Source organism: Streptomyces sp. NPDC029139 (assembly GCF_055564335.1).
Genome location: NZ_JBVHWN010000007.1, coordinates 31,687 through 57,272, shown reverse-complemented (window position 1 = coordinate 57,272; position 25,586 = coordinate 31,687). Strand labels below are relative to the sequence as shown.

Here is a 25,586-nt window from a genome sequence, read left to right as displayed (position 1 = left end):
GCTGTCCCACATGCTCAGGGCGCTGATGTACATCCTGCCGCTGGCGCTGACGATCTACGCGTTCATCGACTGCCTCAACACCCCCGAGGACGAGGCGAAGCACCTGCCCAAGGTCGTCTGGGTCATCATCATCCTGCTGTTCTGGATCGTCGGCCCGATCGTCTGGTTCGCCGCGGGCAAGATGCGCAAGGCCCCCGCCGGCGGCCGTACGCCCTCCGAGTGGCACCGCAACCACCGCAGCGAGTGGGTCGCGCCGGACGACAACCCCGACTTCCTCAAGTCCCTCAAGGACGAGAACAAGAAGGACGAGGCCGTCCTGAAGGACTGGGAGGCGGACCTGCGCCGCCGCGAGGAGGAGCTCAAGAAGCGCGAGCAGGGCGACGACGAGCCGAAGTCCTGACATGGAGCTCCGGCTCCTGGTCACCTTCGAGAAGGTCGCCGGCGTCCTCTCCTTCACCCGCGCCGCCGCCGAACTGCGGTACGCCCAGTCCAGCGTGACCAGCCAGGTCCGCGCCCTGGAGTCCTCGCTCGGCGTGGAGCTCTTCGAGCGCCTCGGCAGCCGTATCCGCCTGACCGAGGCCGGTGAGCGGCTCCTGCCGTACGCCCGCCGGATCATCGAGCTGGCGGAGGAGGCACGGGCCGCGGTCGTGGAGAGCGAGGAACCCGCCGGGACCATCGCGGTGGGCACGATGGAGTCGCTGACCTCCTACCGGCTGCCACCGCTCCTGGAGCTGTTCCACCACCGCTACCCGAAGGTCCAGCTGGCGCTGCGCCCCACGCTCGGCGACGCGACCCGGCAGGCGCTGCGCCAGGGGACGTACGACATCGGCTTCCTGATGGAGCCCGACACCGGGCACGACGGCCTGGAGAGCGAGGTCCTGGCCGAGGAGCCGCTGGTGCTCGTCGCCTCGCCGCGGCATCCGCTGGCGGGCCGTACGGGTCTGACGCCGGCGGACCTGGCGGCGGCGCAGCTGGTGGGGACGGAGCCGGGATGTCCGTACCGCGACCTGTTCGAGGACGCGCTGAGCCAGTGGGCCCCGCCGTTCATGGAGTTCGGCACGATCGAGGCGACCAAGCGCGGTGTGGCCGGCGGCCTGGGCATCGCCCTGGTGCCCCGGATCACCGTCTCCGAGGAGCTGGCGTCCGGGGCACTGGCGGAGCTGGACTGGCGTCCGCCGTTCACGCTCTTCACGCAGATCGCGTGGCGGCGGGGGAAGCGGCTTCCGGCGCATGTGCGGCTGTTCGTGGAGCAGGCGCGGCGACTCGTGCGGGAGCAGAGCCCGACAGGGTGACCTTCAGGCCGGCCAGGACGATCAGCGGGACGCCGAGCGCCTGGACGAGGCCGATGTGGTGCCCGTACACCGCCCAGTCGGCGAACATCGCGACGGCGGGGTAGGTGAAGGCGAGCACGGCGATCTTCGCGGTCGGCAGCTTGGCGTAGGCCGCGTACATCAGCACGTACATCAGCCCGGTGTGGATCAGTCCCAGCCCGGCGAGCCAGGCCCAGCCGGCGACGAGCCCCGCCGCCGCGCCGAAGTCGGCGAAGGGCAGCAGCAGCGGAAGGCCGACCAGGACCTGCACCAGGGCGATCAGGTGGGGCCGGACGCCGGTGATCCGCTTGGTGACGATGGTCGACAGCGCGTAGAGCACGGCGGCCCCGAGCGCGAGACCGAGCCCCTTCAGGGAGGCGGTGTCCCCGGGCCTGATGCCGGAGACGAGGACGAGTCCGACGAAGGCGAGACCGAGCCAGCCGAGCTTGGCGGCCGTGATCCGCTCCCGGAACAGCACGGCGCCGAAGACCACCAGGAAGAACGGCTGCGTGTGGTAGACGACGGTGGCGAAGGAGATCGAGACGGCTTCGTACGCCTCGAAGAGGAACACCCAGTTGAAGACGATGAACACCCCGCCGAGGGCCGCGAGCCCGAGCTTCTTCGGCGTGAAGCCGTGCCCGGTGAAGTAGCCGCGGGCCAGGCTGTACGCGCCGAGGGCGGCAGCCCCGAAGAGGCACCGGAAGAAGACCACGTCGAAGGGCGAGGCCCCGGACTCGACGACGAAGATGCCGAGGGTGCCGGAGAGCACCATGGCGAGGGTCAGTTCGAGGGTTCCCCTGGTCTGCGTACCGCGCTCGTTTCTCATGACTGCGACGCTACGGAGGGGGCCCGGAGCCGGTCCACGAGCCAGTGGGGCGTCCTGCCGATGGGCCCATCGGCGGAGCCGATGGCGTCCGGAATACCGCCGGGGAAGGCGGAGTTGGCACCGGGGCACCCCTGACACCGGAGGAGACATGACCCTCGACGCCGCACCCGGCCCGGACCGCCCGGACCGCTCGTTCCTCTTCGTCCTCGGCAGTTCCCGCGCCGACGGCAACTCCGAGACGCTGGCCCGCGCGGCCGCCGCGCACCTGCCCACCGACATCCCGCAGCACTGGATCGACCTGAACCGGCTGCCCCTGCCCGACTTCCAGGACGGACGGCACGAGAGCGCCGAGCGGCAGGCCGAGGAGAACGAGGAGCTGCTGCGACTGGCCACGGTGGAGGCCACGGACGTCGTCATCGTCTCGCCCCTCTACTGGTACAGCTTCTCCGCGCAGACCAAGCGCTACCTCGACTACTGGTCGGGCTGGCTGAACGTGCCCGGTTCCGACTTCAAGGAGCGCATGGCGGGCGGCACGCTGTGGGGAGTGACGGCCATGGCGGACGACGACCACGTCGTCGCGGACGGCCTGGTCACCAGCCTGAGTCATTCGGCCGCCTACCTGCGGATGCGGTTCGGCGGCGTCCTGACCGGAACGGGCTCCCGCCCCGGCCGGGTACGCGCCGACGAACAGGCGATGATCCGCGCCAAGACCTTCTTCCAGGGCGAGACCCCGCTCGCCCTGTTCCCCTACGAGGCGAAGGCCGGCGCCGTCGCGTGAGGCCCCACGGCCGCCCCGACGCCTCAGGGGCGGTCGTCGGGCGGACCCGCGAGGGACACCGGATGGCACAGGCACCCGCAGACGAGATGGCGGACGCCGTCCACACCGCTGTCCCGGACCACATGGTCCCGGCAGCGGTCATGGCGGCCGACGATGCAGCGCGGTGACCGGAACTCCGGTTCCGGCGTGAGGGCTCGTACCAGCAGGGAGACGCTCACCGCGTCGGCGATCTCGGGCGTCACCCACCAGGCGTCCCCGGCGCGGTCGCGATGCGGGCCGTCATGACCCAGGACGAGTACGCAGACCGAGCCCGCGCACACCGGCCGCATCACCTCCACGACGGCGATGACGGGCCTCCGCGCCCCACAGCGGCTCATCGGGCGGCCCCGGCGTGGATGTTCCGCTGATCGACATCCACCCCGACCGTCGCCAGCCACAACGCCCGCCGGCGCCTGCGCTGCGCTGCTCGCGCCGAGGTGGCGGTGAGGTAGGGGCGCTCCAGAGGTGACCGGGAGCCGTCGAGGAGAGCCGTCTGTTCCCGGGCGTACGGAGACCGCCGGGTGGGCGCGCGGTGACGCGGCTGCGCGGCCTGGACCGGCGGGGTCGGGGTCGGGCGGGGGCGGTGCCTGCCGGTGGGCGGCAGGGTGAGCATCAGCAGCCCGAGGAGAACGGGGATGAGCGCCCTGCCGAGTACGCGCGCGATAGGGTTCCGCACGTCATCAACTCCCTTGAAGTTGGTGGCCGTGCCCCGGGAGGTCTAGCCACCTCGCCGGGGTCTTCGTGTCACACGAGCCTATAAGGCATGTATAGCTCTGCATAGCTCAATGATGGTTCGCACAGGTCTTCGATGCTTACGTTGGTCGTGTGACCGACCGCAGCCAGATCCCCGAGTTCGACCCGCAGGGCCCCCAGCTGGTGTACGTCGCGGTGGCCGACCACATCGCCGCCCGTATCGCGGCCGGAGAGCTTGCCCCGGGCGCGCGGCTGCCCGCCGAGCGGGACCTTGCCGAGGAGTACGGCGTCGCCTATCTGACGGTGCGCCGCGCGGCACGGGTCCTGCGCGAGCGGGGCCTCATCCTGACCGTTCACGGCAAGGGCACCTTCGTCGTCGACCCGCTGCCGACGGACGAACAGCAGGTGTGACGGCCCCGCTCCGGCGGGAAAGGCTCTCGCATGGACCAGGAACACGCCCGGCGCTGGCTCTCCACCGCCCTCGCCGAGGCCCGTGCCGGGCTCGACGAGGGCGGGATCCCGATCGGCGCCGCGCTCTACGGCGCCGACGGGACGCTGCTCGGGCGCGGGCACAACCGGCGCGTACAGGACGGCGACCCCTCGGCGCACGCCGAGACCGCCGCCTTCCGGGCGGCCGGGCGGCAGCGCTCGTACCGGGGGACGACGATGGTGACGACCCTCTCCCCCTGCTGGTACTGCTCGGGCCTGGTCCGGCAGTTCGGGATCTCGCGGGTCGTCGTCGGCGAGGCGGAGACCTTCCACGGCGGCCACGACTGGCTGGCGGAGCACGGGGTGCAGGTCCTGGTGCTCGACGACCCCGAATGCGCCGCGCTGATGCGGGAGTTCATCGAGACACGCCCGGCCCTGTGGAACGAGGACATCGGCGACGGGTGAAGCGCGCCTTCCGTCCGGATGCCCCGCCGACGGGAGCCGACGGGGCAACCGGACGGAATCAGAAGTGGGGGTCGAGCTGCGAGCCGAAGGTGACCCAGCCGGGATCCGCGATGGTGAAGCCGTAACTCATCTGGGCGGGTGACGTACCCGCCTTGTCGAGAGTGGACACATGGTCGTACTTACCCGCACCGGGCTTGACGCAGTCCGTCCATGTGTACGTGCCCGCGGCGAGGGTGATGTCGCGGTACATGGTCACCCCGCTGAACTGACGCCACGTGTAGCGGCCCGACTGCAGGGCGATGGTCCTGGTCACGCAGGCATCGGCCATGTCGTCCGTCGGATGGTCCGTCAGGTAGACGGTCCGCGAGTTCTGGGCCGTGCTCGCCGCACTCGCGGGCGATCCGGCGACGGCGACGAGAGCCGTCGCGGACACGGCGACCGCGGCGACCTTACCGAGCTTGTTCATTGCGCACTCCGAACATCTGTGTAGGTCCTGGCAGCCCCGCGGGGCTGGTTCGCCACTTCGACACGACATCCGGGCGGATGGTTGTACGCCGCGCCCCCTCATGGAGCCCCCACGCCACAGGGTGACAACAGCTCCGCAACGGAGTCGAAAAGGCTGCCGCTTTCCCAACTCTCTGTCGATAAGCTGTAGTTGTCTGTGACGGGGGTGGCAGAGCGTGGACAGAGAGCTGTACGGCCGCGAGGCGGTCTTCCAGGATTCCGGACTCGCCGCCCGGCTCATCGGGCTGACCCCGTACCGCTTCACCCGCACCCCGTACGAGCACGGCGACGATCCCCCGGTCACCGTCTTCACCGGCGGCCGGGGGATGGGGAAGACGGCCCTGCTCAAGCAGGTGCGCAACGCCTACAAGGGGGCCACTCCGCTCGCCCTGCTCGACTGCGCGCACATCGAGCCGCCCGCCGACCACGGCCCCGGATGGAACCCGCTCACCGGCGCGCTCGCCGAGCTCGCCGGGCAGCTCGCGCCGCGCGGGTTCGCCAGCGCGCCGGTGGAGTTCCCTCGGCTCTCGCTCGGTCTGGTGGCCGTCGCCTCGACCAGCTGGTCGCGGGAGGACGAGGAGCAGGCGCGGCGCGATCTGCAGCGGCTCGGGCCGGTCCTCGCGACCGTCGACGCGGCGAAGGGGGCCGGTGCCACCTGGGTGACCAAGGTCCTGAGCAAGCTGGCCGCCAAATTCGCCGAGGCCACCGCGCCGATGGCCGGCCTCCTCGCCGAGGCGACCGTCGAGACCGTCCTGGAGGAGGTCTTCGGCCGCGCACAGCGCAGGTCGGAGACCTGGTACGGGAACTACCGCAACGCCGGCGGCCGGGGCAAGGTCGGCCTCCAGTACCTCGCCAACGACTTCGAGCAGGGCGGCCGGCGCCGCCAGGAGGCCGAGAGCTTCCTCGTCGGCGCGCTCGTCGAGGACCTGTACCGCGCCTTCACCGGCCTCCTGCGGGCCGGCGCCCGCAGCGGACGCCCCGTACTCCTCCTCGACAACGCCCACGAGCCGCTCGGCCGCCGCCTGCTCGAACCGATCCTGCGGGACCGCGCCGCCGGCCGCCGTGACCGCATCGTGGTCTTCGCCTCCTCCCGCGTGGCCGACCACGAGGGCATGCGCCGCGCCACCCGGCTGCGGCTGCCCGAGACCGCACGCGTGGCCCCCTGCCCGCGCGGTACGGACGTCACCTCCGGCATCCTCGCGGTCGAGCTCACCCCGCTCTCCCCCGCGCACACCCAGGCGGCCTTCGACCGCCACGACCCGGCCGCCCGGACCCCGGCCGACCTGGCCCGCGGCGTGCACCGGCTCACCGGCGGGCGCCCCCTGGGCGTGACCCTGCTCGGCCGGACCGCCGGTGAGGCCCCGGCGGAGCTGCGCCCTTCCCTCACGCCGGGCGCGCTGCTCGACCTGACGGTGGAGCTGCGCGAGGACACCCCGCCGGTGCCGGTCGCGCCGACGCTGCTCGGGGAGCTGCTGCCCGGGGAGCACCACGGCCGGCTAGCGGTCCTCGCCGCGGCCCACGACGAGACCTCCGCCCGGCTCCTCGCCCACACCCGGCTGCCCGGGGAGTCCCCGGACGGGGACATGGCGCTGGAGGTCCGCGACCGGCTGCGCGCCGAGGGCTGGCCCGAGAGCCCGGAGCACTTCGTCGCGGACCCGCTGCTGCGCGCCCTCCTGCTGCACTGGCTGCGCTTCGAGGACGGCGAGGGACCGTCCGGGTACGCGACCTGGCGGGCCGTCCACGAGACCCTGCACCGGCACTACGACCAGGAGAGCGGGCTCCCCTACCGGCTGCACCACGAGCTGGCCCTCGGCCGGACCCAGCAGGCCGTGACCCATCTGCGGGTCACGTTCCCCCGGCCGGACGTCGAGGACTGGCTCGGGCGGCTGCGGTTCATCGCCTCCGCGCCCTACCCGCGCGTCCGCGGCCGGTCGGGGCCCGATCCGCGCCGGGCCGTCGCGCTCGGGCAGCGGCCGCCCGACCGGATGCCGGCCGGTCTCGACACCGACACCACCGAACTCCACCTGCGGCTGCGACGGCTGCTGCACGCGGTCTGGCTGCTGACCGACCCGCTCGCCCTGCCCGACGGCGAGGTGACTGAGAAGCTGGCGTTCGAGCTGCGCCAGCTGTCCGGCCGCCATCTGACGGGCAACCGGCCGCTGTGGGACGCGGCCACCCACTGGCCGACGGACATCCGCGCCTGGCGGGAGCTCTCGCTGCCGCCGGCGCGCGAGGACGGAGTCTGAGGACGATGCTCGACTGGCTGCGCTTCCGCCTGTGGCACACCCCCCGTCAGAGGATCCTCACCGGAGTGGTGACGCTGGCCCTCCTGGGTGGTCTGACGGGTTACGCGGTGAACCGCGTCACCACTCCGGAGGACCGTTCCTGCGCCACCGGCGTGGAGCGGCCGCCGGGCAGCACGGAATGCATCGGCGTCAACGGCGACGGACACGACTTCGGCGTGGCGTCCCTCACCGAGGTGGCCGGGCTGATCCGCGAGGAGAACCGCACGCTGAAGGCCGGCGAGTACGCCACGGTCGCCCTGCTGCTGCCGCTGACCTCGCCGGACAGCGGGATGCGGACGAAGGTCCTGCACGAGGTGCAGGGCGCCTTCGCCCGGCAGTACCGGGCCAACCACGAGTCCAACAGCGAGACGCCGAAGATCCGCCTCGTCCTCGCCAACACCGGCAAGGGCAACGCCCACTGGCGCACGACGGTGGACCGGCTGAAGACCATGACCGGCGGGGACGACCGGCTGCGGGCGGTCTCGGGGGTCGCCACCTCCTCCACCGAGATACGGCAGGCGGTGGCGGCCCTGACCGGTGCCGGTATCGCCGTCGTCGGCACCACCATCACCGCCGACGACATCGCCAACGGCCCCGGCGCGGGCAACCACCGCTACCCCGGTCTCGCCCGCGTCTCCCCCACCAACGGCGACGAGGCGAAGGCCCTGGCCCACTTCGGCAAGGTCGAGGCGGCGAAGGCGCTGCTGGTGCAGGACACCCGGACCGGCGATCACTACACGGACACGCTGAAGGCCGCATTCGCGGGCTCCCTGAAGGGCGCGCCCTACGAGCCGCAGCTGTTCACCTCGCCCGCCGATCCGACGGAAGAGGGCACGACGGCGAACACCTTCCGCCAGATCACGCATCTGATCTGCGACACGAGGGCGGAGACGGTGTTCTTCGCCGGCCGCCACACCCAGCTGCGGCAGTTCATCAACGCGCTCGGCGCGCGCGGTTGCGCCGAGCGAGCGTTCACCATCCTGACCGGCGACGAGGGCTCGTACCTGGGGGCGGACCCCAAGCTCAACCGGGCCGCACTGAAGGCGAAGCTGACCGTCCGCTACGCCGCGCTCGCCCACCCGGACGCCTGGAGGCCGGCGCCGGGCCGGCCGGTGCCGACGACGGGCGGTTCGACGGCCGCGTACGACACGTTCCTGACGGACATCGCCCGGGCCTCGAAGAAGCCGGTGGCACTGGCGGACGGTCAGGCCATCGTGGCGTACGACGCCATGGCGACGGCGGTCCACGCGATCCGCCAGGCGACCGGGCAGGGCGCGCAGTACCCGGAACTGGCGGACGTGGGGAGGCAGTGGCCCCAGGTGAAGGGCTCGCTGCGGGTCGACGGGGCGAGCGGCTGGATCTGCCTGGACAACTACGGCAACCCGTTCGACAAGGCGGTCCCGATCGTGGAACTGGCCCAGGACGGTTCCCAGAGGTTCGTCCAGATCGCCTGGCCGGAGAACAGGCCCCCGTCGAAGGACTGCCTGCCGCCGAAGAAGAGCTAGGCCGTGTCCGGAAAGTCCCGCCTGGCCCACGACGCCTGGCACGTACCCTCGCTGCGTTGTCGGATCGCCCAAGTACACCCAGTACGAGGACGACCCTCCGCCTTGCGATCGCACGCACCAGACGCCGCGGGCCCTGCCCTGCGGGCAGACGGCGCTACTTTCCGGACCCGGCCTAGGTCACGGCTCCCACGTGGGCCAGCGCGCCTCGTCCCGTGCGTACAGGTCTCGCAGGTACCGCCGGCGCTCGGCGGTCCAGTCCCGCCAGTCCGTGGGGTGGCCGTCCAGCGCCTGGGCCAAGCGCTCGAAGTGGTCGTGCCACCCCGCCAGCATGTCCAGCTTCTCGTCCGGCGTCCCACGGAACTCGTTCGTGAAACGCAGCACGGTCGACCCGCCGCCCCCGGCCGGTTCCAGGTGGAACCGGATCCGGCCGTGCGACGGGCCGACCGTGTACTCGGCCACGTACTCCGGGTCCCAGGCCGTCACCCGCCCCGAGACCACCGTGTCTCCGTTCAGCCGGCGCAGCGTCACCGCTCCGCCGAGCCTCGGCTCCAGCGGATCCGCCTCGCAGAGCCACCGCGGCAGACCTTCCTGTGTCGCGACGGCCGCCCACACCCGGATCATCGGGTGGGGCAGGTCGATCACGTACCGCAGGTGGTGCAGGGTGCCGTCGTGTGTCTCGCACCTGCCCCGGGGTATCTCGCTCATACCTCCAGCGTCGCGCCGGGGCCCGGGCGCTGCCAGCTCACAGCCCGCGTCAGACGCCCGCGTACGAGTGCTTGCTGGTCACGAAGATGTTGACGCCGTAGTAGTTGAAGAGGAAGCAGCCGAAGGCGATGAGCGCCACGTACGCGGCCTTGCGGCCCTTCCAGCCGGCCGTCGCGCGCGCGTGCAGATACGCGGCGTAACCGACCCAGGTGATGAAGGACCAGACCTCCTTGGCGTCCCAGCCCCAGTAGCGGCCCCAGGCGTCGCCGGCCCAGATCGCGCCCGCGATGATCGTGAACGTCCACAGCGGGAAGATCGCCGCGTTGACCCGGTAGGAGAACTTGTCCAGGGAGGCCGCCGACGGCAGCCGCTCGAGGACGGAGCGCGCGAAGGAGCCGGGGTTGCCGCCGGTCGCGAGCTTGTTCTCGTAGGAGTCGCGGAAGAGGTAGAGCAGGGTGGCGACCGCGCCCAGGTAGAAGACGGCGCCGCAGAAGATCGCGGTGGAGACGTGGATCCACAGCCAGTACGAGTCGAGCGCCGGAACCAGCTGGTCGCTGGGCGTCTTCAGCCAGGTGGTGGCGACGCCCAGGTCCAGCAGGACGGTCGTCACCAGCGGCAGCCCGAGCCAGCGGACGTTCTTCTTCGCGACGAGGAAGCCGAGGTACGCGCCGACCGCCACGGTGGAGAAGGTGGTGGAGAACTCGTACATGTTGCCCCAGGGGGCGCGCTGCACCGAGAACGCGCGGGCGATCACGCCGGCCGCCTCGATCAGGAACGCGAGCACGGTGAGCGAGACGGCGATACGGCCGTACAGATCGCCCTTCACCGTGCCGCCCGCCGCGCCGGGGCCGTCGGGCACGTCACGGATGCCGGCACCAGACCGGGTGACGACCTTGGGCTTGTCGAGGACGGTGGTACCGCCCGCCTTCTTGACCTGCACGGACACCGCCGGAGCGGGGGTGTCGACGGTCAGCGCGGCGGCCGTCCGGCCGACCTTGCTGCGGCTGCCGAGCACCCACTCGGCGATATGCGCAAAGAAGGCCAGGGTGTAGACGGCCATCGAGGAGTAGATGAGCAGGTCGCTCATCCGCGCCAGGCTCTCGTTGGTCTCGGCGGCGAGACTCACGGCGGCGAGATTCACTTCTCAGCCCCTTCGGCTTCTGCGGTGGCAGGTTCTGCTGCGGGTTCTGGCGCGGTCGGCGCCTGTGCGTGGAGCGTGACCGCGAGGTCGGCCAGCTCCTCCGGGAGCTTGGCGGACTCGCTCCGGCCAAGACCCGCCATCTCGACGACGGTGACGCCGTCCTCGCCCCGGACGGCGCGGACCCAGACCCGGCGCCGCTGGATGAACAGGGAGCCCGTCAGGCCGGCGATCGCGGAGATCGCGCCCGCGAGAGCCAGGCCGTTGCCGGGCTGCTGGGAGATCTGGAAGCTCGCCCACTCCTTGATGTCCTTCTCGAACGTGATCGAGCCGGCACCGTCGGGCAGCGTCATGGTCTCGCCGGGCAGCAGCCGGTTGGCCTTGCCGGTGCCGCCCTCCACCTCGAACTGGGTCATCTTGGACTTGTCCAGCTGGTACACGTTCTGCGGCAGTCCGGAGTCCACGCGCAGATCGCCGTGGAAGCCGGTGAGCGCCATGACGGGGAAGTCGAGCGCCGGGAACTGCGAGAACATGTCGCCCTTGCCGGCGCCCGCGAACGTCGGCACGAAGAAGGCCTGGAAGCCCAGCTGCTCCTTCTTGCCGTTCTTGTCGCGGTAGCCGTCCATCACCTTGATCGCGCCGGTGGAGGTGATGTTGTTGTCGAACGGCAGCAGCGGGACGGCGCCGTGGAAGACGACCTTGCCCCGGCCGTCCTTGACGGTGACCACGGGCGCGTACCCGTGGGCGATCAGGTACACCTTCGAGCCGCCGACCTTCAGCGGCTCGTTGACGCGGATGACCGCCTTCTTGCCCGGGCCGCCGGCCTCGGAGTAGGTGACGGCGGCCTCGAAGGTACGCGGGGTGCCGCGCTGCGGGCCGCTCTTCTCGTACGTACCGGTGAAGCTGTCCAGCTGGAAGCCGAACGGCGCGAGGTCGTCCGTGCTGTAGAGGGAGCCGGACTTGAAGTCGTCGTACTGGGTGAGGGTGTTGGAGAAGCCGTCGCCCTCGATGATCAGCTTGCCGCCCTCGGACTTGAAGAGCTGCCCCCACGCGAAGGCGGTCAGCATCACGATCAGCGCGAGGTGGAAGAGCAGGTTCCCGGCCTCGCGCAGATAGCCCTTCTCGGCGGCGACGGCGTCCTTGACGGTGTGCGCCCGGAAGCGGCGGCCCTTGAGCAGGGCGAGCGCGGCCTCGCGGACCTGCTCGGGCTCGGCCTCGGTGCGCCAGGTCGTGTACGCGGGCAGCCGGGTGAGGCGGCCGGGCGCGCCGGGCGGCAGGCCGCGGAGCTGGCCGACGAACTGCCAGCTGCGCGGCACGATGCAGCCGATGAGGGAGACGAACAGCAGGATGTAGATCGCGGAGAACCACACCGAGCTGTAGACGTCGAAGAGCTGGAGCTTCTCGTAGAGCGGGGTGAGGGTCTCGTGGGCTTCCTTGAAGGTCCGCACCTTCACCTCGTCCGCGCTGGTCTGCGGGATGAGGGAGCCCGGGATCGCGCCGAGGGACAGCAGGAAGAGCAGGATCAGCGCGACCCGCATCGACGTCAGCTGCCGCCAGAACCAGCGGATCCAGCCGATGATCCCGAGGGTGGGTCCGCCGACGGCGGTCTCCTCCTTGGGTGCGGTGGAGAGCTGGGCCCCGGCTTCGCCGAGTTCGTGTGTTTCGGTTTCGGTCTTGCTCATCGGAACTCTCAGATCCCCACCGTGAAGCCGCTGGACCAGCCCTGCATCGTGGAGACCATGCTGTCCCACGCTCCTGTGAGCAACAGCAGGCCGGTCACGATCATCATGCCGCCACCGATTCTCATCACCCACACATAGTGCTTCTTGACCCACCCGAAGGTACCGAGGGCCTTGCGGAAGGCGACCGCGGCGAGGATGAAGGGGGCGCCGAGACCGACGCAGTACGCGACGGTCAGCAGCGCGCCGCGGCCGGCGCTGGCCTCCTGCGCGGCGAGCGCGTTGACGGACGCGAGGGTCGGGCCGATGCACGGCGTCCAGCCGATGCCGAAGAGCGCGCCGAGCAGCGGCGCCCCGACGAGTCCGGTGACGGGCTTCCGGTGGAAGCGGAACTCGCGCTGGGTGAACCAGGGCATGAGGCCGAGGAAGAAGACGCCGAGGGCGATCATCAGCACACCGAGGACGGTGGTGAGCGTGTCGCGGTACTCCTGGAGCGTCGAGCCGAAGTAGCCGAAGAGGGCGCCGCCGGAGACGAAGACGGCGGAGAAGCCGAGGACGAAGAGGCTGGCGCCGAGGGCCATCCGGCCGCGCTTGGCCTCGGCCAGGTCGGTGCCGGTGACGCCGGTCACGTAACTCAGGTAGCCGGGGACGAGCGGCAGGACGCAGGGGGAGAAGAAGGAGACCAGACCGCCGAGGACGGCGATGGGCAGGGCGAGGAGCAGGGCCCCGCTGAAGACCGTCTCGTTCACGTCACTTCTCCGCGAGCAGCGGCTCGATCATCGACCGGAGCTTCTTCTCGTCGAGGGCCATGAGGGAGCGGGCGGCGATCTTCCCGTCCTTGTCGAGGACGACGGTGGAGGGAATGGCCTGCGGGTTGAGCGTGCCCTTGGGGAAGCCGTTGACGATCAGCTTTCCGGCCGGGTCGTAGAGGCTCGGGTACGGGACCTTGTAGTCCTCTTCGAAGGCGAGCGCGGGCTGCTTGTTGAAGTCGCGGGTGTTGATCCCGACGAATTCGACGCCCTTGGCCTTGAGGTCGTTGGCGACCTTGGTGAAGTGCGGGGCCTCGGCGCGGCAGGGCGGACACCAGGAGCCCCAGACGTTCATCACGACGACCTTGCCCCTGAGGTCGGCGATGTCGAGCTTCTCGCCCTCCAGGGTGTCGCCCGCGATCGCGTTGGTCGCCCTGCGCTCGCCCTTGGCGACGGTGGAGACGCCTCCCGTGTCGGTCACGAAGTTGGTTCCACCGCCGCCACCGGACTTGCCGTTGTTGTCCGAGGTGCAAGCCGACAGCGCGAGGGCGGCCGACAGCGTTCCGACGGCGAGCAGGGTGCGTCGAGAGGCACGGCTAAAGCTCATGTGAAAAGTTTCGCATGGGCGTTTGGGGGATCTTGGGCACCCCCCTGGGTGCCCGTAAAGCCCCTTGTCAAGGGGGCTTAAAGGGCATGTCGGGGTCAAGCGGGCCCGTGGGTCAGGCCCTCAAGGGGATGGCCGGTCGATCGGTCGGTCATGCGGGCCGGAGGAAGGCGTTCCAGCCGCCCGCCGGGGACTGTCCGACGTCGAGGGTACGGAGCTTGGCGAGGATCTTGGGGTCCTGCACGTCCAGCCAGTCCACGAACTGCCGGAAGGAGACCAGCCTGACGTCCTTCTTTCCGGCCATGCCCTTGAGGGCCTCCTCGACGGCGTCCATGTAGATGCCGCCGTTCCACTGCTCGAAGTGGTTGCCGATGTAGAAGGGCGCGCGGTTGGACTCGTAGGCGCGGCTGAACCCGGCGAGGTACGCCTCGGTGGCCTGCTTGCGCCAGCCCGTGTAGCGCGAGGGCATCCCCTTGGTGGTGTTCTTCGACTGGTTGGCGAGCATGTTGTAGTCCATGGAGAGGACCTCGAACGAGTGCCCCGGGAAGGGCACCGCCTGGAGCGGGAGGTCCCAGAGCCCCTGGCGCTTGACCGGCCACATCTGCCGGCCGCCGGGGGAACTGGCGTCGTAACGCCAGCCGAGGCGCTTCGCCGTGGGCAGCAGGTTGTCCTGGCCGAGGAGGCAGGGGGTACGGCCGCCGACGAGCTCCTTGCCGTAGTCGAAGGGCAGCGGGTCGAGATCGGTCCAGCCGCTGTTGGTCTTCCACTCGGTGACGAACTTCATCGCCTGGTCGATCTCGCTCTGCCACTGGGCGGGCGTCCAGTTGCCGACGGAGCCCGAGCCGCCGCAGAAGTGGCCGTTGAAGTGGGTGCCGATCTCGTGTCCGTCGAGCCACGCCTGGCGGACGTTCTTGAGGGTGTCCTTGATGTGGTCGTCGGTGAGGTAGCCGATGTCGGAGGCTCCGACGCGGTTGTTCGGCGGGCGGTAGAGGTTCTTCTTCGACTCGGGGAGGAGATAGATCCCGGAGAGGAAGAAGGTCATGGCGGCGTCGTGGTTCCTGGCGAGCTCCAGGAAGCGGGGGAAGAGGCCGTTGCCGACCTCTCCGGCACCGTCCCAGGAGAAGATCACGAACTGCGGCGGAGTCTGGCCGGGTTCGAGCGGCACGGGGGCGTCCGGCTGGTTCGGCTGCTTCCCGGTGTCGGCGGTGGAACCGTCGCCGATGAGCCGGGCCTCTTTCTCGGTGGGTGCGGGCGCGGTCGGGGATCCCGAGGCGCCACCCCCCTTACCGGGACCTGAATTGCCCGACTTGTCCGGGTTGTTGCCGCTACACCCGGCGATTCCGATCGCCGCGGCGGCCCCAACGCTCGCCCCCAGCAGACTCCTTCGACTGATCCCGCGCATGACGTCCCCATTCACGCTCGCTCGCGTATGACCGGAAAGGTCATCCAATCCGACAATGAGTGAGATGCCGGGAGTAACACGGAGGTTCCGGTTATGAGCACAAAAAATTCAGGGCGACCAGATGACTTCACGTCATCCGATCGCCCTGAGGGTCTACCCAGGCGCGGTCGATGTACAGCCCCGGGGCGGCGCCGGCGCTTCCTCGGCCCGCGCACGCCCCGGAGTGCTCAGGCGCCGAACGCCTTCGACTTCCCCTTGACCGGCTTCGCGCCCGCGAGCAGATGCGCGGGGACGAGATCACGAGCCGGCTCGCTGTACCCGACCGAGACGATCTTGTCGCCCTGGTACGTGAACGAGGTCAGCGAGGCCAGCGTGCACTGCCGGCGCCGCGGGTCGTGCCACAGCTTCCGCTTCTCGACGAAGCTGCGCACGATCCAGATCGGCAGCTGGTGGCTGACGCAGACCGCCTCGTGACCACGGGCCGCGTCCTTCGCCGCGTCGAGGGCGCCCATCATCCGTACGACCTGCTCGATGTACGGCTCGCCCCAGGACGGCTTGAAGGGGTTGGTGAGGTGCCGCCAGTTGCCCGGCTTGCGCAGGGCGCCGTCGCCGACGCCGAAGGTCTTGCCCTCGAAGACGTTCCCGGCCTCGATGAGCCGCCCGTCCGTGGCCAGGTCCAGGCCGTGGCTCTTGGCGACCGGTTGGGCCGTCTCCTGGGCGCGCTCCAGCGGGGACGCCACGACGTACGTGATGTCCCGGCCGGCGAGGTGCTCGGCGACCCGGTCGGCCATCTGCCGGCCGAGCTCGGAGAGGTGGTAGCCGCTGCGGCGGCCGTAGAGGATGCCGTCGGGGTTCTCCACCTCGCCGTGCCGCACGAGGTGGACGACGGTGATCTCGCTCCCGGACCCCTTCGAGCCGGTCGAGCTGGTCGTTCCGGTCATGCGGTCGCCTCCGCGGCGGCGCGGGCGGCGGCCGGCAGGGCGGCGGCGATCCGCTCGATCGCGCGCTCGTCGTGGGCCGTGGACACGAACCAGGACTCGTAGGCGGACGGCGGCAGGTAGACCCCGTCGGCCAGCATCGAGTGGAAGAAGGCGTTGAAGCGGAAGGCCTCCTGCTTCTTCGCGTCGTCGTAGTCGCGGACCTCGGTCGGCGTGAAGAACACGGAGAACATGTTGGAGGCGGTCTGCAGCCGGTGCGCGACGCCTTCCTTGGAGAGCGCGCCGGTGACCAGCCCCTGGATCTCCTTCGACACCGCGTCGACCGTGTCGTACGCGGCCTGGTCCAGCAGGCGCAGCTGGGCGAGGCCGGCGGCGGTGGCGACCGGGTTCCCGGACAGGGTGCCGGCCTGGTAGACCGGGCCCGCCGGGGCGAGGTGGCCCATGACGTCGGCGCGGCCGCCGAAGGCCGCGGCCGGGAAGCCGCCGCCCATGACCTTGCCGAAGGTCATCAGGTCGGGCTTCACGCCGTCGACGCCGTACCAGCCGGCGCGGGAGGTCCGGAAGCCGGTCATGACCTCGTCGGAGATGAACAGCGCGCCGTTCTTCGCACACGCGTCCTTCAGGCCCTGGTTGAATCCCGGGCGCGGCGGGACCACGCCCATGTTGCCCGGCGACGCCTCGGTGATCACACAGGCGATCTCGCCCGGGAACCGGTGGAAGGCCTCCTGGACCGCCTCCAGGTCGTTGTACGGAAGGACGATCGTGTCGCCGGCCTGCGCGCCGGTCACGCCGGGCGTGTCGGGCAGTCCGAAGGTGGCCACACCGGAGCCGGCCGCGGCCAGTAGCGCGTCCACGTGTCCGTGGTAGCACCCGGCGAACTTCACGACCTTGGCGCGGCCGGTGAAACCGCGGGCGAGCCGGATCGCCGACATCGTGGCTTCCGTACCGGAGGAAACCAGCCGAACCTGCTCGACGGGCTCGATCCGGGCGACGATCTCCTCGGCGAGCGCCACCTCTCCCTCACCGGGCGTGCCGAACGAGGTGCCGCGCGCGACGGCGGCCTGCACGGCGGCGATCACCTCGGGGTGCGCGTGGCCGAGAATCATCGGCCCCCACGAGCAGACGAGGTCGACGTACTCACGACCGTCCGCGTCGGTGAGGTACGGGCCGGTACCGGACACCATGAACCGGGGCGTTCCGCCCACGGCTCGGAAGGCGCGCACCGGTGAGTTCACGCCGCCGGGCGTCACGAGGGACGCGCGGTCGAAAAGCGTCTGTGAGACTGGGGCTTCGTATGAATACGGCACTGTGGTCCTGACCTGCGAGTAAGTCGGCGAGTACGGAGAGACGGCGTGGGCACCCTTGTGAATTACGCCGGGGCGTCGGTCCTCCGCGTCTGCGAAACTGGGGCGTCATAGGGATGGCTCACGGAATCCATGGTGTCAGAGGGCCGGACGTTCTTGCGGACAGGTGTTTCACCGCGAGAGCGTGGGGGAGGTCACTGTCACGATGATCGGGTTGCGCGGCGGGGGTCGTGTTGCCTAAAAAGCAGTCGGGTGGAGATATGCATCGCGGTGGCGGACTGGGCGAGGGGACGGACGATCTGGGTCCGGAGCCCGCCCGTCGGGGGCGGCACCGGCGACGGCGCGGGGAAGATCCCGCGCAATCCTCGGAAGCCAGGGAATCCAGGGCCTCCCGGGAATCCACTGAATCCAGGGAATCCATGGGACCCACGACGGGGAGCGGGAGTGGCCGGTTGGGGGTGACGTACAAGTACTTCGGCGCACCCGACGGCGCCACGGCGGCCCGCGTCCCGATCTCGATGCGCCCTGAGGAGCTGGGCGGCGACGAGCTCGGCATGGGCGGCATGTTCACGAAGATCAAGCCCGAGACCATAGCCGCGATGGTCCTCACGGGCATCCAGGGCATGCCCCTGCACAAGGTGCCCCCGCTGGAACTGGTGGTCCTCCATCCCGACTACGCCGTGGTGAAGCTGCCCATGACCGTGGTCGACCCGCTGCGCGGCATCGGCGAGGAATCGGTCGGCGCGGCGGCCTTCATCTGGTCCACGGTCCCGGACCGTGGCGGCCCGCGCGACGCCTTCAACGTCTACCAGCTGCTCCACGAGTGGCAGGACTTCTCCGTCCGCCTGCACGAGGCGGGGCACCAGCCGTACTGCCTGGTCTGGCCGTAGGTCCCGGCCGAAGGTCCGACTGTCGGTCCAGTCGCGGGTCCGGTCGCAGGTCCGACTGTCAGTCCGGTCGCCGGTCGCGGGTCCGGTCGCAGGTCCGGTGGTAGGTCTCGCTCTCGCCGGACCCCTCGGTGCAATGGCCGGCCGGTCCGTAGGCGTTTCGCCGCCCTTCCCGCTCTCATAAGTGCTGAAGTTAGGACAAACAGAAAGAACCGGGCGGGAGCCGTGCCCGTTGGTGCCCGCCCCGAGGAAGGACGGACATCGTGAGCAGACTGCGCCTGGCCGGCGAACCCATGCAGATCGGCGAGGTCGCCGCACGGACGGACCTGTCCCTGCGGACCATCCGCCAGTACGAGGACAGCGGCCTGGTCGTCCCCTCGGCCTCCTCGGAGGGCGGATTCCCGCTCTACACCGACGCCGATGTGGACCGCCTGATGGTGATCCGCCGGATGAAGCCGCTCGGCTTCACGATCGACGAGACCCGCGACCTCCTGGCTGCGGTGGACCGCCTCGCGGCGGACCGCCCGGACACGGACACGGAGCTCACGCCCGAGGAGCGGTCCGCCCTGGTCGCGCGGGTGCGCCGCTACGAGCTGGCCGCGTCCGAGCGCGTCGCCGAGCTGCGCGCCCAGCTGGCGCGCGCGGAGGAGTTCGCGGGCTCCCTGCGGGCGCGCCTGGGCGAGAACGCCGAGGTCCCGGCCTACGCCTGAAGCGCCCCCGCCCCGCCCTCGGCCTCGGGCCCCGTGCCCGGCAGCGGGCCGCGGGCCGCGGGCGCAGTCCCCGTCTACGGCGCGAGCGCCGCGGCGACCTCCTCGTAGAAGCGGGCGTACGCGGCCGGGCTCGGCGGCGTCTCCGGGTTCCAGGGCGCCACGCGCGCGTGGCCCAGCGGCGGGAACGCGTCGGGACCGACGGCGTTGGCGCGGCTGTCGTGGAGCACCAGGTCCGGGGCGAGCGCGGCGGCGTGCTCCCAGTCGGCCGTGAGCCAGCTGGAGCCGGCACCGGGACCGGGATCGAGCAGGCGGACACCGAGCTCCTGGAGCCGGGCCAGTTCGGGCCAGGCGTGCGGCCGGGCCAGGTGGACCTGGTCGGGGCCGGCGCCGGAGAGGGCCAGAACGGTGTGGTCGCTCCGCGCGGCGGTGGCCCTCAGGACGGCCTCGGCGGAGGCGACCGGCCCGTCACCGGCAGCATGGGAGGACGCGGGAGCGCCGAGCGCGACACCCAGTTCACCGAAGCGCGTGATGATCGCCGACAGACTGAGCTCGCTGCCGACCGACAGCGCGGCCAGGGGCACCCCCAGCCGCTCGGCGACCGCCTCGTCCAGCGCGTAGGGGCTCTTCCCGTCGTACGTGACGTCCACGATCAGGTCGGGGCGCAGGCTCCGCAGCGCCGCCTCGTCCAGGCCGCGACCCGACCCCAGGTACGGGACTCCCGCCGCCTCCAGCCGCCCCGCCTTGACCGGGTCGAGAGCCGCGCCGTCGTGTGCGGAGCCGTACACCGCGATCGGCGCCACCCCGAGATCCAGCAGCCCCGCCCCGGCCCGTATGTAGGCCACCACTCGCCCCGGCGCCCGTACGGCGGCCAGCGCCGCGCCCCTGTCGTCCGTGAACCCCCACGCGCCTGTGGCCCCTGCGTCCGTCATGCGGCTGCTCCCTCCCCGGCCGGAATCCGCCTCCCCCGCCACCTTGAAGCGGTTCACCGGCCCGCACAAGAGGGCCTGCCGCCCCGCCCTCGCGGACCGGACTTCGCCCCGACCCCCTGCCGAAAAGTTGCTCTTATCGTGTTAACTGAACATGTCGGGAGGTAGCAGTAGGAACCGTCAGCGCCGTACGCCCGCGCCGTCTCCCAGGGCGCGCCCCCGTGCCGGCCCTCTCGCCCTGGAGTCAGCCATGTCGTCGTTGCCCGGTCCGTTCCAGGACCCCCGTGTGATCACCCTCGTCGGCCTGGCCGCCGCCTCCGCCGCGGCCTGTGTGGCGCTGGGCCTGCGCGCCCGGGCCCGCCGCGCACGGGCGGCCGTGCCGCTCGACCGCGTCTGGCATCCCCAGGAGACCGTGCAGCTCACCCCGGCCGAGGAGCACGCCTTCGACCAGGTCGTCTCGCACCTCTCCGTGGGTTCCGCGGGCCGCCTGCGGTGAGCGGAGCCGCCCCCTAGGGTGCGCGGCATGACTGCTTCAGGTCCGCGCTCCGGTCCGCGCCGTGACACCCGCGGCATCGTCGACGCCGCCGAGCTCTTCACCCGTGTCCGGTTCCGCCGCCACGAGCCGGCCCGGCAGCTGCGTCCCTACGTGGACAACTACTGGTTCATCGACTGGGAGCTGTCCGAGCCGTACGCCTCCCACGTCGTGCCGCATCCGTCCGTGAACGTCGTCTTCGAACGTCAGGGGGAGGGTTCCTCGGGGACGGCCTGCGGGGAGGTCGCCGGGATCGCACCGGACCTGTTCACGAAGAAGCTCACGGGAGTCGGCCGGGTCTGCGGGGTGAAGTTCCGGCCGGGCGGCTTCCGGCCCTTCGCCCCCGGACGGCCGGTGTCGGCGTGGACGGGCCGGCGCGTGCCGCTCGACGAGGTCTTCGCGGGCGCGGGGAACGCCTCCGTGGCCGCCGTACTGACCCCGGAGACCGACCACGCGCGCGTGGCGGCCCTCGACACCTTCCTCCTGGCTCACGGACCCGAACCCGACCCGCAGGCCGACCAGGCCATGGCACTGGTGGACCTCGTCCGTACGGACCGAACGATCCGCCGCGTGTCGGAACTGGCCCGCGCGCGGGGGCTCTCGAGCCGGTCGCTGCAGCGGCTCTTCTCGCACTGCGTCGGAGTCGGCCCGAAGTGGGTCATCCTGCGCCACCGCATCCACGAGGCCCTGGAACGCGCCGAGGCCACCGGGACCACCACGGCCACCGGGAGCACCGGATCCGTCCAGGCCACCGGATCGGCCCGGACCACCGGGCCGGCCGAGGCCACCGTCGCCGGAGGCGCCTGGGACTGGGCCGGGCTCGCGGCGGAACTCGGCTACAGCGATCAGGCCCATCTCGTACGGGACTTCACGGCGACGGTCGGGGTGCCGCCGACCGCGTACGCCCGCCGCCTGTCGGCCCCCTGACCTACAGTGCGCGGATGGACACCCATGCCTCACCGATACGCCTGGAGCCCTGGTCCGAGGGGGACTTCGGTCTGCTGCGGGCCATGAACGCGCCGGAGCTCATGGCGCACCTCGGCGGCCCCGAGACCGAGGAGGCGCTCGCCAAGCGCCACCAGCGGTACGTGGGGCTGAGCGCCGACCGTACGAGCGCGGGGCTCATGTTCCGGATCGTGCTGCTCCCCGAGGAGGTCGCGGTCGGCAGCATCGGCTACTGGAAGCAGACCTGGGACGGGGAGCCGGTGTACGAGACGGGCTGGACGGTGCTGCCGGGGTTCCAAGGGCGGGGTGTCGCGACCGCGGCCACGCGCGCGGTGGCGGAGCTGGCGCGGGCCGAGGGCACGTACCGCTTCCTGCACGCCTTCCCGTCGACGGACAACGGGGCGTCGAACGCGGTGTGCCGGAAGGCCGGCTTCGACCTGCTCGGTGAGCGCGCGTTCGAGTACCCGCCGGGCCATCCGCTGCTCTGCAACGACTGGCGCCTGGACCTGGAGACTTCCTAGCCGTCGGATCCGACCGATCCGACCTGACCGACCGATCTGTCCGATGCGGCCGATGCGTCCGATGCGTCCGACGCGTCCGCGGGCAGCGGCTTGGCGAAGTGGAAGGCCACGATGTCGAGGCGCTCGCGCAGATAGAAGCGGTGGGCTCCGGTGCGGTGGGTGCCGGAGTCCAGGCTGAGCTCGTGGCAGCCGGTGTCACGCGCGTGCCGCTCCAGGTAGGCCAGGAGCGCCTGCCCGACGCCGGTGGAGCGGGCGCCGGCGGCGGTGACCAGGTCGTCGACGTAGAGCTTGCGGATGGCGCTGGTGTTGTCGATGATCCGCCAGCCGGCCACGCCCGCGCAGCTGCCGTCCTCCGCGTAGGCGGCGCTGAAGCGCAGGCCCTGCGGCCGGCCGTTGCGGTGGATGTCGTGGAAGAGCTCCGGCGTGAGGTGGGGACGCAGCTCGCGCAGGACGGGAAGCAGGTCGGCTTCCAGTCGCGGGTCACCGGGCTCGAGATCGATGATCTTCATGGCGGGACCGTATCGGAGGGCCGGGGCGAGCCGCCGGGTGCCTGTCTGCGCCGAGTGGGCCGTCGACGACGCGGACGCTTCCGGCCCCTGAGCGCCTGAGCCCCCGCGCCTCAGGTCCCGGGGGGACGAATTCCCTGGCCGCGCGGTGGGCGGCGGTGACATCCTGTCCCCGTGAACGGACCGGAGATCCAGATCAGTTTCGCTCCCGGCCTGCGGCTCTTCGTCCCGGCCGAGCGCCGCCCGGGGCGCAGCGCCGTCGCGACGGACGGAGCCTCCTCGCTCGGCCATGTCGTGGAGTCGCTGGGCGTTCCGCTGACGGAGGTGGGGCGGCTGCTGGTGGACGGACGTCCGGTGGAGGTGTCCCACGTCCCCGCGGCGGGAGAGTCGATCGAGGTCGAGGGTGTCGAGCGCCCCCAGTCGGTTCCCGGCGCCCCGCTCCGGTTCCTGCTCGACGTGCATCTGGGCACGCTGGCACGCCGGTTGCGGCTGCTGGGGGTCGACGCGGCCTACGAGAGCGAGGACATCGGCGATCCGGCGCTGGCCGCGCGCTCCGCGAAGGAGCGGCGCGTGATGCTCTCCCGGGACCGCGGCCTGCTGCGCCGCCGGGAGCTGTGGGCCGGCGCCTATGTGTACAGCGACCGGCCCGAGGACCAGCTCCGTGACGTCCTCGAGCGGTTCGCGCCGGTCCTGGCGCCCTGGACCCGCTGCACCGCCTGCAACGGGCGACTCACCGACGCCGACAAGGACTCGGTGCGCGAGCGGCTGGAGCACGGCACGGAGAAGACGTACGACGTCTTCGCCCGGTGCACGCGGTGCGAGCGGGTGTACTGGCGGGGAGCTCACCACGCCCGCCTGGAGGCGATCGTCACCGACGCGCTGCGCGAGTTCGGCGGGGCGGCCGCGCGCTGATCCGGCGGCGGGGCGGGCGGCGCGACGCCCCCGGTGAGTTTGCCCTCGCAGAGCCGCTCGGCCCGTGAGCAGGGCGCCCTCGGCGCCGCTGGTCACGCCGGCCGTCGTACCCCATGGCCCGTCGGGCCGTCGTGCCCCATGGCCCGGTCGGGCCCGCCGGAACGCGCCGAGTGCCGCCGTCCGCTCCGGCACCACGTCCCCGAGACGCACCGCCCGTCCCGGCGCTCTACGGCTCGGGCGCCGTCAGATACCGCTGGATCGTCGGCCCCAGCCAGGCGACGACCTCCTCGCGGGACATCTCGGCCGCCGGTCCGAATCGCAGCACGTAGCGGGCGAGCGCCATGCCGAGGATCTGCGAGGCGGCGAGCGCCGCACGGCGCGGCGCCTCGGCGGGGTCGGGGCAGACACCGCGGGTGATCGGGCCGAGCTGCTCCGCGAAGACCTCCCGCATGCGCTCGGCACCCGCTTCGTTGGTGACGCCGACCCGCAGCAGCCCGGTCAGGACGTCGTCGCGCTCCCAGCGGTCGAGGAAGTGCGTGACGAGGACCGCTCCGATGTGCCGGGACGGCAGGCCGCCCAGGTCGGGAAGCTCCAGCTCGAAGTCGGACGCCGCGGCGAACAGCTTCTCCTTGCTGCCGTAGTAGCGCATCACCATCGACGGGTCGATCCCGGCGTCGCGGGCGATGGCCCGGATCGTGGCCCGCTCGTAGCCGTCGGCGGCGAAGCGTTCACGGGCGGCGTCGAGGATCGCGGCGCGGGTGGTGTCGGAGCGGCGGGCGGTCTGCATGCCAACAACTGTAGGCCAACGGTGTTGACACGCCAACGCGGACAGCTCTACATTTGCCAACAAGCGTTGACCAACAGACGTTGGCCAACGGTCGTGGGCACCACTCCCCTCAGGAGGCAGCCATGAACCGTCTCGACTCCGACGTCCTCGTCGTCGGCTCCGGCCCCACCGGAATGCTGCTCGCCGGCGACCTCGCCGCCGCCGGCCTGCGCGTCACCGTGGTCGAGCGCCGTCCGCACGGCATCAGCAACATGACCCGGGCCTTCGGAGTCCACGCCCGCACGCTGGAGCAGCTGGACGCCCGCGGCCTCGCCGACGAGCTGATCGCCACCGGCACCCCCATCACCGAGCTGCGGCTCTTCCGCCACCTCAGCCTCGACCTGACCCGGCTCCCCTCCCGCTTCGCCTACCTCCTCATCACTCCCCAGTACGAGGTCGAGCGACTCCTCGAGCGACGCGCGCAGTCCGCCGGAGTGGACTTCCGGTACGGGACGGAACTGCGCGGACTGAGCCAGGACGCCGACCAGGTCACCGCCGAGCTCACCGGCCCCGACGGCACCCCCACCACCCTTCGCGCCCGCTACCTCGTGGGCACCGACGGCGTGCGCAGCGCCGTCCGGACCGCCCTCGGCCTGCCCTTCCCCGGCGCCTCCGTGATCCGCTCCATCGTCCTCGCCGACGTCCGCCTCGCCGAGAAGCCCGAAGGGCTCCTGACGGTCAACGGCGCCGAGGGCGCGTTCGCCTTCATCGCCCCCTTCGGAGACGGCTGGTACCGCGTCATGGGCTGGAACCGCACCCGCCAGGTCCCCGACAGCGAGCCCGTCGACCTCGACGAGGTCCGCGAGATCGCCCGCCGCGCCCTCGGCACCGACTACGGCATGCACGACGCCCGCTGGATCTCCCGCTTCCACAGCGACGAACGCCAGGCCCCGGCCTACCGCGTCGGCCGCGTCTTCCTCGCCGGCGACGCCGCCCATGTCCACTCCCCCGCCGGCGGCCAGGGCATGAACACCGGCCTGCAGGACGCCGCCAACCTCTCCTGGAAGCTCACCGCCGTCCTGCGCGGCGAAGCCCCCGATCCCGAAGCGCTCCTCGACAGCTACCAGTCCGAGCGCCACCCCGTCGGCGCCGCCGTACTCCGCAGCAGCGGCACCATCGTCCGGCTCGCCATGGCCCACGGCCCCCTCCTGCGCACGGTCCGCGCCCTCGCCTCACGCTTCCTGAACACCGTGCGCCCCGCCTCCGCCAAGGCAATGGGCATGATCAGCGGGATCGGCATCGACTACGGCCGGAGCACCCGGCGCGTCCCGGACCTGAAGCTCCGCGAGGGCCGGCTCTACGAGCTGCTGTGCGCGGGTGAGTTCGTCCTCATCGCCCCCGAGGGCACGACCCCGGACCTGCCGGCCTCCCCCACCACACCGGCCCGCGTCACACGGGCCACCTGGACCGACCCCACCCGCCGCTCCACGCTCCTCGTCCGCCCCGACGGCTACACCGCCTGACCGTG

29 protein-coding genes are annotated in these 25,586 nt (G+C 71.4%); 14 read left to right on the top strand and 15 right to left on the bottom strand.

Going from position 1 to position 25,586, the window contains the following annotated elements; genetic code table 11:
* The first annotated feature begins 10 nt into the window (after window positions 1-10).
* Together ACZ4VW_RS17850 and ACZ4VW_RS17845 are read left to right on the top strand one after the other, a co-directional pair.
* A complete protein-coding gene (locus ACZ4VW_RS17850) occupies window positions 11-400 on the top strand; it encodes a PLD nuclease N-terminal domain-containing protein (RefSeq protein WP_467963313.1) in 390 nt (129 codons plus the stop codon).
* 1 nt (window position 401) lies between these two features.
* A complete protein-coding gene (locus tag ACZ4VW_RS17845) occupies window positions 402-1,292 on the top strand; it encodes a LysR family transcriptional regulator (protein WP_467963311.1) in 891 nt (296 codons plus the stop codon).
* Here ACZ4VW_RS17845 and ACZ4VW_RS17840 read toward each other — a convergent pair.
* Complete coding sequence (locus ACZ4VW_RS17840; RefSeq protein ID WP_467963309.1) at window positions 1,189-2,136, bottom strand: DMT family transporter; 948 nt, start codon at window positions 2,134-2,136, stop codon at window positions 1,189-1,191. The genes ACZ4VW_RS17845 and ACZ4VW_RS17840 overlap by 104 nt on opposite strands.
* Before the next feature lie 148 nt (window positions 2,137-2,284).
* Between ACZ4VW_RS17840 and ACZ4VW_RS17835 the strand changes: the two genes are divergently transcribed.
* Window positions 2,285-2,914, top strand: coding sequence for a flavodoxin family protein (locus tag ACZ4VW_RS17835; RefSeq protein WP_467963307.1), 630 nt, complete (start codon window positions 2,285-2,287; stop codon window positions 2,912-2,914).
* 23 nt (window positions 2,915-2,937) lie between these two features.
* Here ACZ4VW_RS17835 and ACZ4VW_RS17830 read toward each other — a convergent pair whose 3' ends face one another.
* The gene (locus ACZ4VW_RS17830; RefSeq protein ID WP_467963305.1) at window positions 2,938-3,291 is read right to left on the bottom strand and encodes a hypothetical protein; all 354 of its coding nucleotides are present in this window, start codon (window positions 3,289-3,291) and stop codon (window positions 2,938-2,940) included.
* A complete protein-coding gene (locus ACZ4VW_RS17825) occupies window positions 3,288-3,629 on the bottom strand; it encodes a hypothetical protein (RefSeq protein WP_467963303.1) in 342 nt (113 codons plus the stop codon). Before ACZ4VW_RS17825 ends, ACZ4VW_RS17830 begins: the two co-directional genes overlap by 4 nt.
* Before the next feature lie 149 nt (window positions 3,630-3,778).
* On the opposite strand from ACZ4VW_RS17825, the gene ACZ4VW_RS17820 reads away from it, so the two are divergent.
* A complete protein-coding gene (locus tag ACZ4VW_RS17820; protein WP_467963301.1) occupies window positions 3,779-4,057 on the top strand; it encodes a GntR family transcriptional regulator in 279 nt (92 codons plus the stop codon).
* Window positions 4,058-4,087: 30 nt separating this feature from the next.
* A complete protein-coding gene (locus tag ACZ4VW_RS17815; protein WP_467963299.1) occupies window positions 4,088-4,540 on the top strand; it encodes a nucleoside deaminase in 453 nt (150 codons plus the stop codon).
* Window positions 4,541-4,598: 58 nt separating this feature from the next.
* Here ACZ4VW_RS17815 and ACZ4VW_RS17810 read toward each other — a convergent pair whose 3' ends face one another.
* Window positions 4,599-5,006 (bottom strand): hypothetical protein, encoded by a 408-nt coding sequence (locus tag ACZ4VW_RS17810; RefSeq protein WP_467963297.1) that lies wholly within the window; start codon window positions 5,004-5,006, stop codon window positions 4,599-4,601.
* Between the two features lie 214 nt (window positions 5,007-5,220).
* Between ACZ4VW_RS17810 and ACZ4VW_RS17805 the strand changes: the two genes are divergently transcribed.
* Window positions 5,221-7,290 carry a hypothetical protein gene (locus ACZ4VW_RS17805; RefSeq protein WP_467963295.1) on the top strand — a complete coding sequence of 690 codons (2,070 nt, stop codon included), beginning with the start codon at window positions 5,221-5,223 and terminating at the stop codon, window positions 7,288-7,290.
* A 5-nt stretch (window positions 7,291-7,295) separates the two neighbouring features.
* Window positions 7,296-8,834 (top strand): type 1 periplasmic-binding domain-containing protein, encoded by a 1,539-nt coding sequence (locus tag ACZ4VW_RS17800; protein ID WP_467963293.1) that lies wholly within the window; start codon window positions 7,296-7,298, stop codon window positions 8,832-8,834.
* A gap of 177 nt (window positions 8,835-9,011) precedes the next feature.
* On the opposite strand, the gene ACZ4VW_RS17795 is transcribed toward ACZ4VW_RS17800, so the two are convergent.
* From ACZ4VW_RS17795 to hemL, 8 genes are all read right to left on the bottom strand, one after another.
* The gene (locus tag ACZ4VW_RS17795) at window positions 9,012-9,539 is read right to left on the bottom strand and encodes an SRPBCC domain-containing protein (RefSeq protein WP_467963291.1); all 528 of its coding nucleotides are present in this window, start codon (window positions 9,537-9,539) and stop codon (window positions 9,012-9,014) included.
* Window positions 9,540-9,588: 49 nt separating this feature from the next.
* The gene (ccsB, locus tag ACZ4VW_RS17790; protein ID WP_467963793.1) at window positions 9,589-10,665 is read right to left on the bottom strand and encodes a c-type cytochrome biogenesis protein CcsB; all 1,077 of its coding nucleotides are present in this window, start codon (window positions 10,663-10,665) and stop codon (window positions 9,589-9,591) included.
* 11 nt (window positions 10,666-10,676) lie between these two features.
* Complete coding sequence (resB, locus tag ACZ4VW_RS17785) at window positions 10,677-12,359, bottom strand: cytochrome c biogenesis protein ResB (protein WP_467963289.1); 1,683 nt, start codon at window positions 12,357-12,359, stop codon at window positions 10,677-10,679.
* 8 nt (window positions 12,360-12,367) lie between these two features.
* On the bottom strand, window positions 12,368-13,105 hold the full coding sequence (locus ACZ4VW_RS17780; protein ID WP_467963287.1) for a cytochrome c biogenesis CcdA family protein: 738 nt from the start codon (window positions 13,103-13,105) through the stop codon (window positions 12,368-12,370).
* Window position 13,106: 1 nt separating this feature from the next.
* Window positions 13,107-13,712, bottom strand: a complete 606-nt coding sequence (locus ACZ4VW_RS17775; RefSeq protein ID WP_467963285.1) for a TlpA family protein disulfide reductase — start codon at window positions 13,710-13,712, stop codon at window positions 13,107-13,109.
* Window positions 13,713-13,860: 148 nt separating this feature from the next.
* Window positions 13,861-15,111: a polysaccharide deacetylase family protein gene (locus ACZ4VW_RS17770; RefSeq protein ID WP_467963283.1), complete on the bottom strand. Its 1,251-nt coding sequence runs from the start codon at window positions 15,109-15,111 to the stop codon at window positions 13,861-13,863.
* 227 nt (window positions 15,112-15,338) lie between these two features.
* The gene (locus ACZ4VW_RS17765) at window positions 15,339-16,052 is read right to left on the bottom strand and encodes a histidine phosphatase family protein (protein ID WP_467963281.1); all 714 of its coding nucleotides are present in this window, start codon (window positions 16,050-16,052) and stop codon (window positions 15,339-15,341) included.
* Entirely contained in the window at window positions 16,049-17,356 is a 1,308-nt protein-coding gene (hemL, locus tag ACZ4VW_RS17760) for a glutamate-1-semialdehyde 2,1-aminomutase (protein ID WP_467963279.1), read from the bottom strand. Before hemL ends, ACZ4VW_RS17765 begins: the two co-directional genes overlap by 4 nt.
* Window positions 17,357-17,613: 257 nt before the next feature.
* Here hemL and ACZ4VW_RS17755 point away from each other — a divergent pair, with 257 nt between their 5' ends.
* Both ACZ4VW_RS17755 and ACZ4VW_RS17750 read left to right on the top strand, forming a co-directional pair.
* Window positions 17,614-18,243 carry a hypothetical protein gene (locus ACZ4VW_RS17755; RefSeq protein ID WP_467963277.1) on the top strand — a complete coding sequence of 210 codons (630 nt, stop codon included), beginning with the start codon at window positions 17,614-17,616 and terminating at the stop codon, window positions 18,241-18,243.
* Window positions 18,244-18,518: 275 nt separating this feature from the next.
* Entirely contained in the window at window positions 18,519-18,950 is a 432-nt protein-coding gene (locus ACZ4VW_RS17750; protein WP_467963791.1) for a MerR family transcriptional regulator, read from the top strand.
* A 74-nt stretch (window positions 18,951-19,024) separates the two neighbouring features.
* Here the strand turns inward: ACZ4VW_RS17750 and ACZ4VW_RS17745 are convergent, their stop codons facing one another.
* Window positions 19,025-19,879, bottom strand: coding sequence for a substrate-binding domain-containing protein (locus ACZ4VW_RS17745; protein WP_467963275.1), 855 nt, complete (start codon window positions 19,877-19,879; stop codon window positions 19,025-19,027).
* Between the two features lie 247 nt (window positions 19,880-20,126).
* Here ACZ4VW_RS17745 and ACZ4VW_RS17740 point away from each other — a divergent pair, with 247 nt between their 5' ends.
* The 3 genes from ACZ4VW_RS17740 to ACZ4VW_RS17730 are packed head-to-tail and all read left to right on the top strand — an operon-like array spanning window position 20,127 to window position 21,874.
* Window positions 20,127-20,372 carry a hypothetical protein gene (locus ACZ4VW_RS17740; protein WP_467963273.1) on the top strand — a complete coding sequence of 82 codons (246 nt, stop codon included), beginning with the start codon at window positions 20,127-20,129 and terminating at the stop codon, window positions 20,370-20,372.
* 27 nt (window positions 20,373-20,399) lie between these two features.
* On the top strand, window positions 20,400-21,335 hold the full coding sequence (locus ACZ4VW_RS17735) for a DUF6597 domain-containing transcriptional factor (RefSeq protein WP_467963271.1): 936 nt from the start codon (window positions 20,400-20,402) through the stop codon (window positions 21,333-21,335).
* A gap of 14 nt (window positions 21,336-21,349) precedes the next feature.
* Complete coding sequence (locus ACZ4VW_RS17730) at window positions 21,350-21,874, top strand: GNAT family N-acetyltransferase (RefSeq protein WP_467963269.1); 525 nt, start codon at window positions 21,350-21,352, stop codon at window positions 21,872-21,874.
* On the opposite strand, the gene ACZ4VW_RS17725 is transcribed toward ACZ4VW_RS17730, so the two are convergent.
* Window positions 21,871-22,383 carry a GNAT family N-acetyltransferase gene (locus tag ACZ4VW_RS17725; RefSeq protein ID WP_467963267.1) on the bottom strand — a complete coding sequence of 171 codons (513 nt, stop codon included), beginning with the start codon at window positions 22,381-22,383 and terminating at the stop codon, window positions 21,871-21,873. The two genes, ACZ4VW_RS17730 and ACZ4VW_RS17725, sit on opposite strands and share 4 nt — an antisense overlap.
* Window positions 22,384-22,554: 171 nt before the next feature.
* On the opposite strand from ACZ4VW_RS17725, the gene ACZ4VW_RS17720 reads away from it, so the two are divergent.
* A complete protein-coding gene (locus ACZ4VW_RS17720; RefSeq protein WP_467963265.1) occupies window positions 22,555-23,292 on the top strand; it encodes a Mut7-C RNAse domain-containing protein in 738 nt (245 codons plus the stop codon).
* A gap of 226 nt (window positions 23,293-23,518) precedes the next feature.
* Here ACZ4VW_RS17720 and ACZ4VW_RS17715 read toward each other — a convergent pair whose 3' ends face one another.
* Entirely contained in the window at window positions 23,519-24,079 is a 561-nt protein-coding gene (locus tag ACZ4VW_RS17715) for a TetR/AcrR family transcriptional regulator (protein WP_467963263.1), read from the bottom strand.
* 80 nt (window positions 24,080-24,159) lie between these two features.
* Here ACZ4VW_RS17715 and ACZ4VW_RS17710 point away from each other — a divergent pair, with 80 nt between their 5' ends.
* Window positions 24,160-25,581 carry an FAD-dependent monooxygenase gene (locus ACZ4VW_RS17710; protein ID WP_467963261.1) on the top strand — a complete coding sequence of 474 codons (1,422 nt, stop codon included), beginning with the start codon at window positions 24,160-24,162 and terminating at the stop codon, window positions 25,579-25,581.
* Window positions 25,582-25,586: the final 5 nt, after the last annotated feature.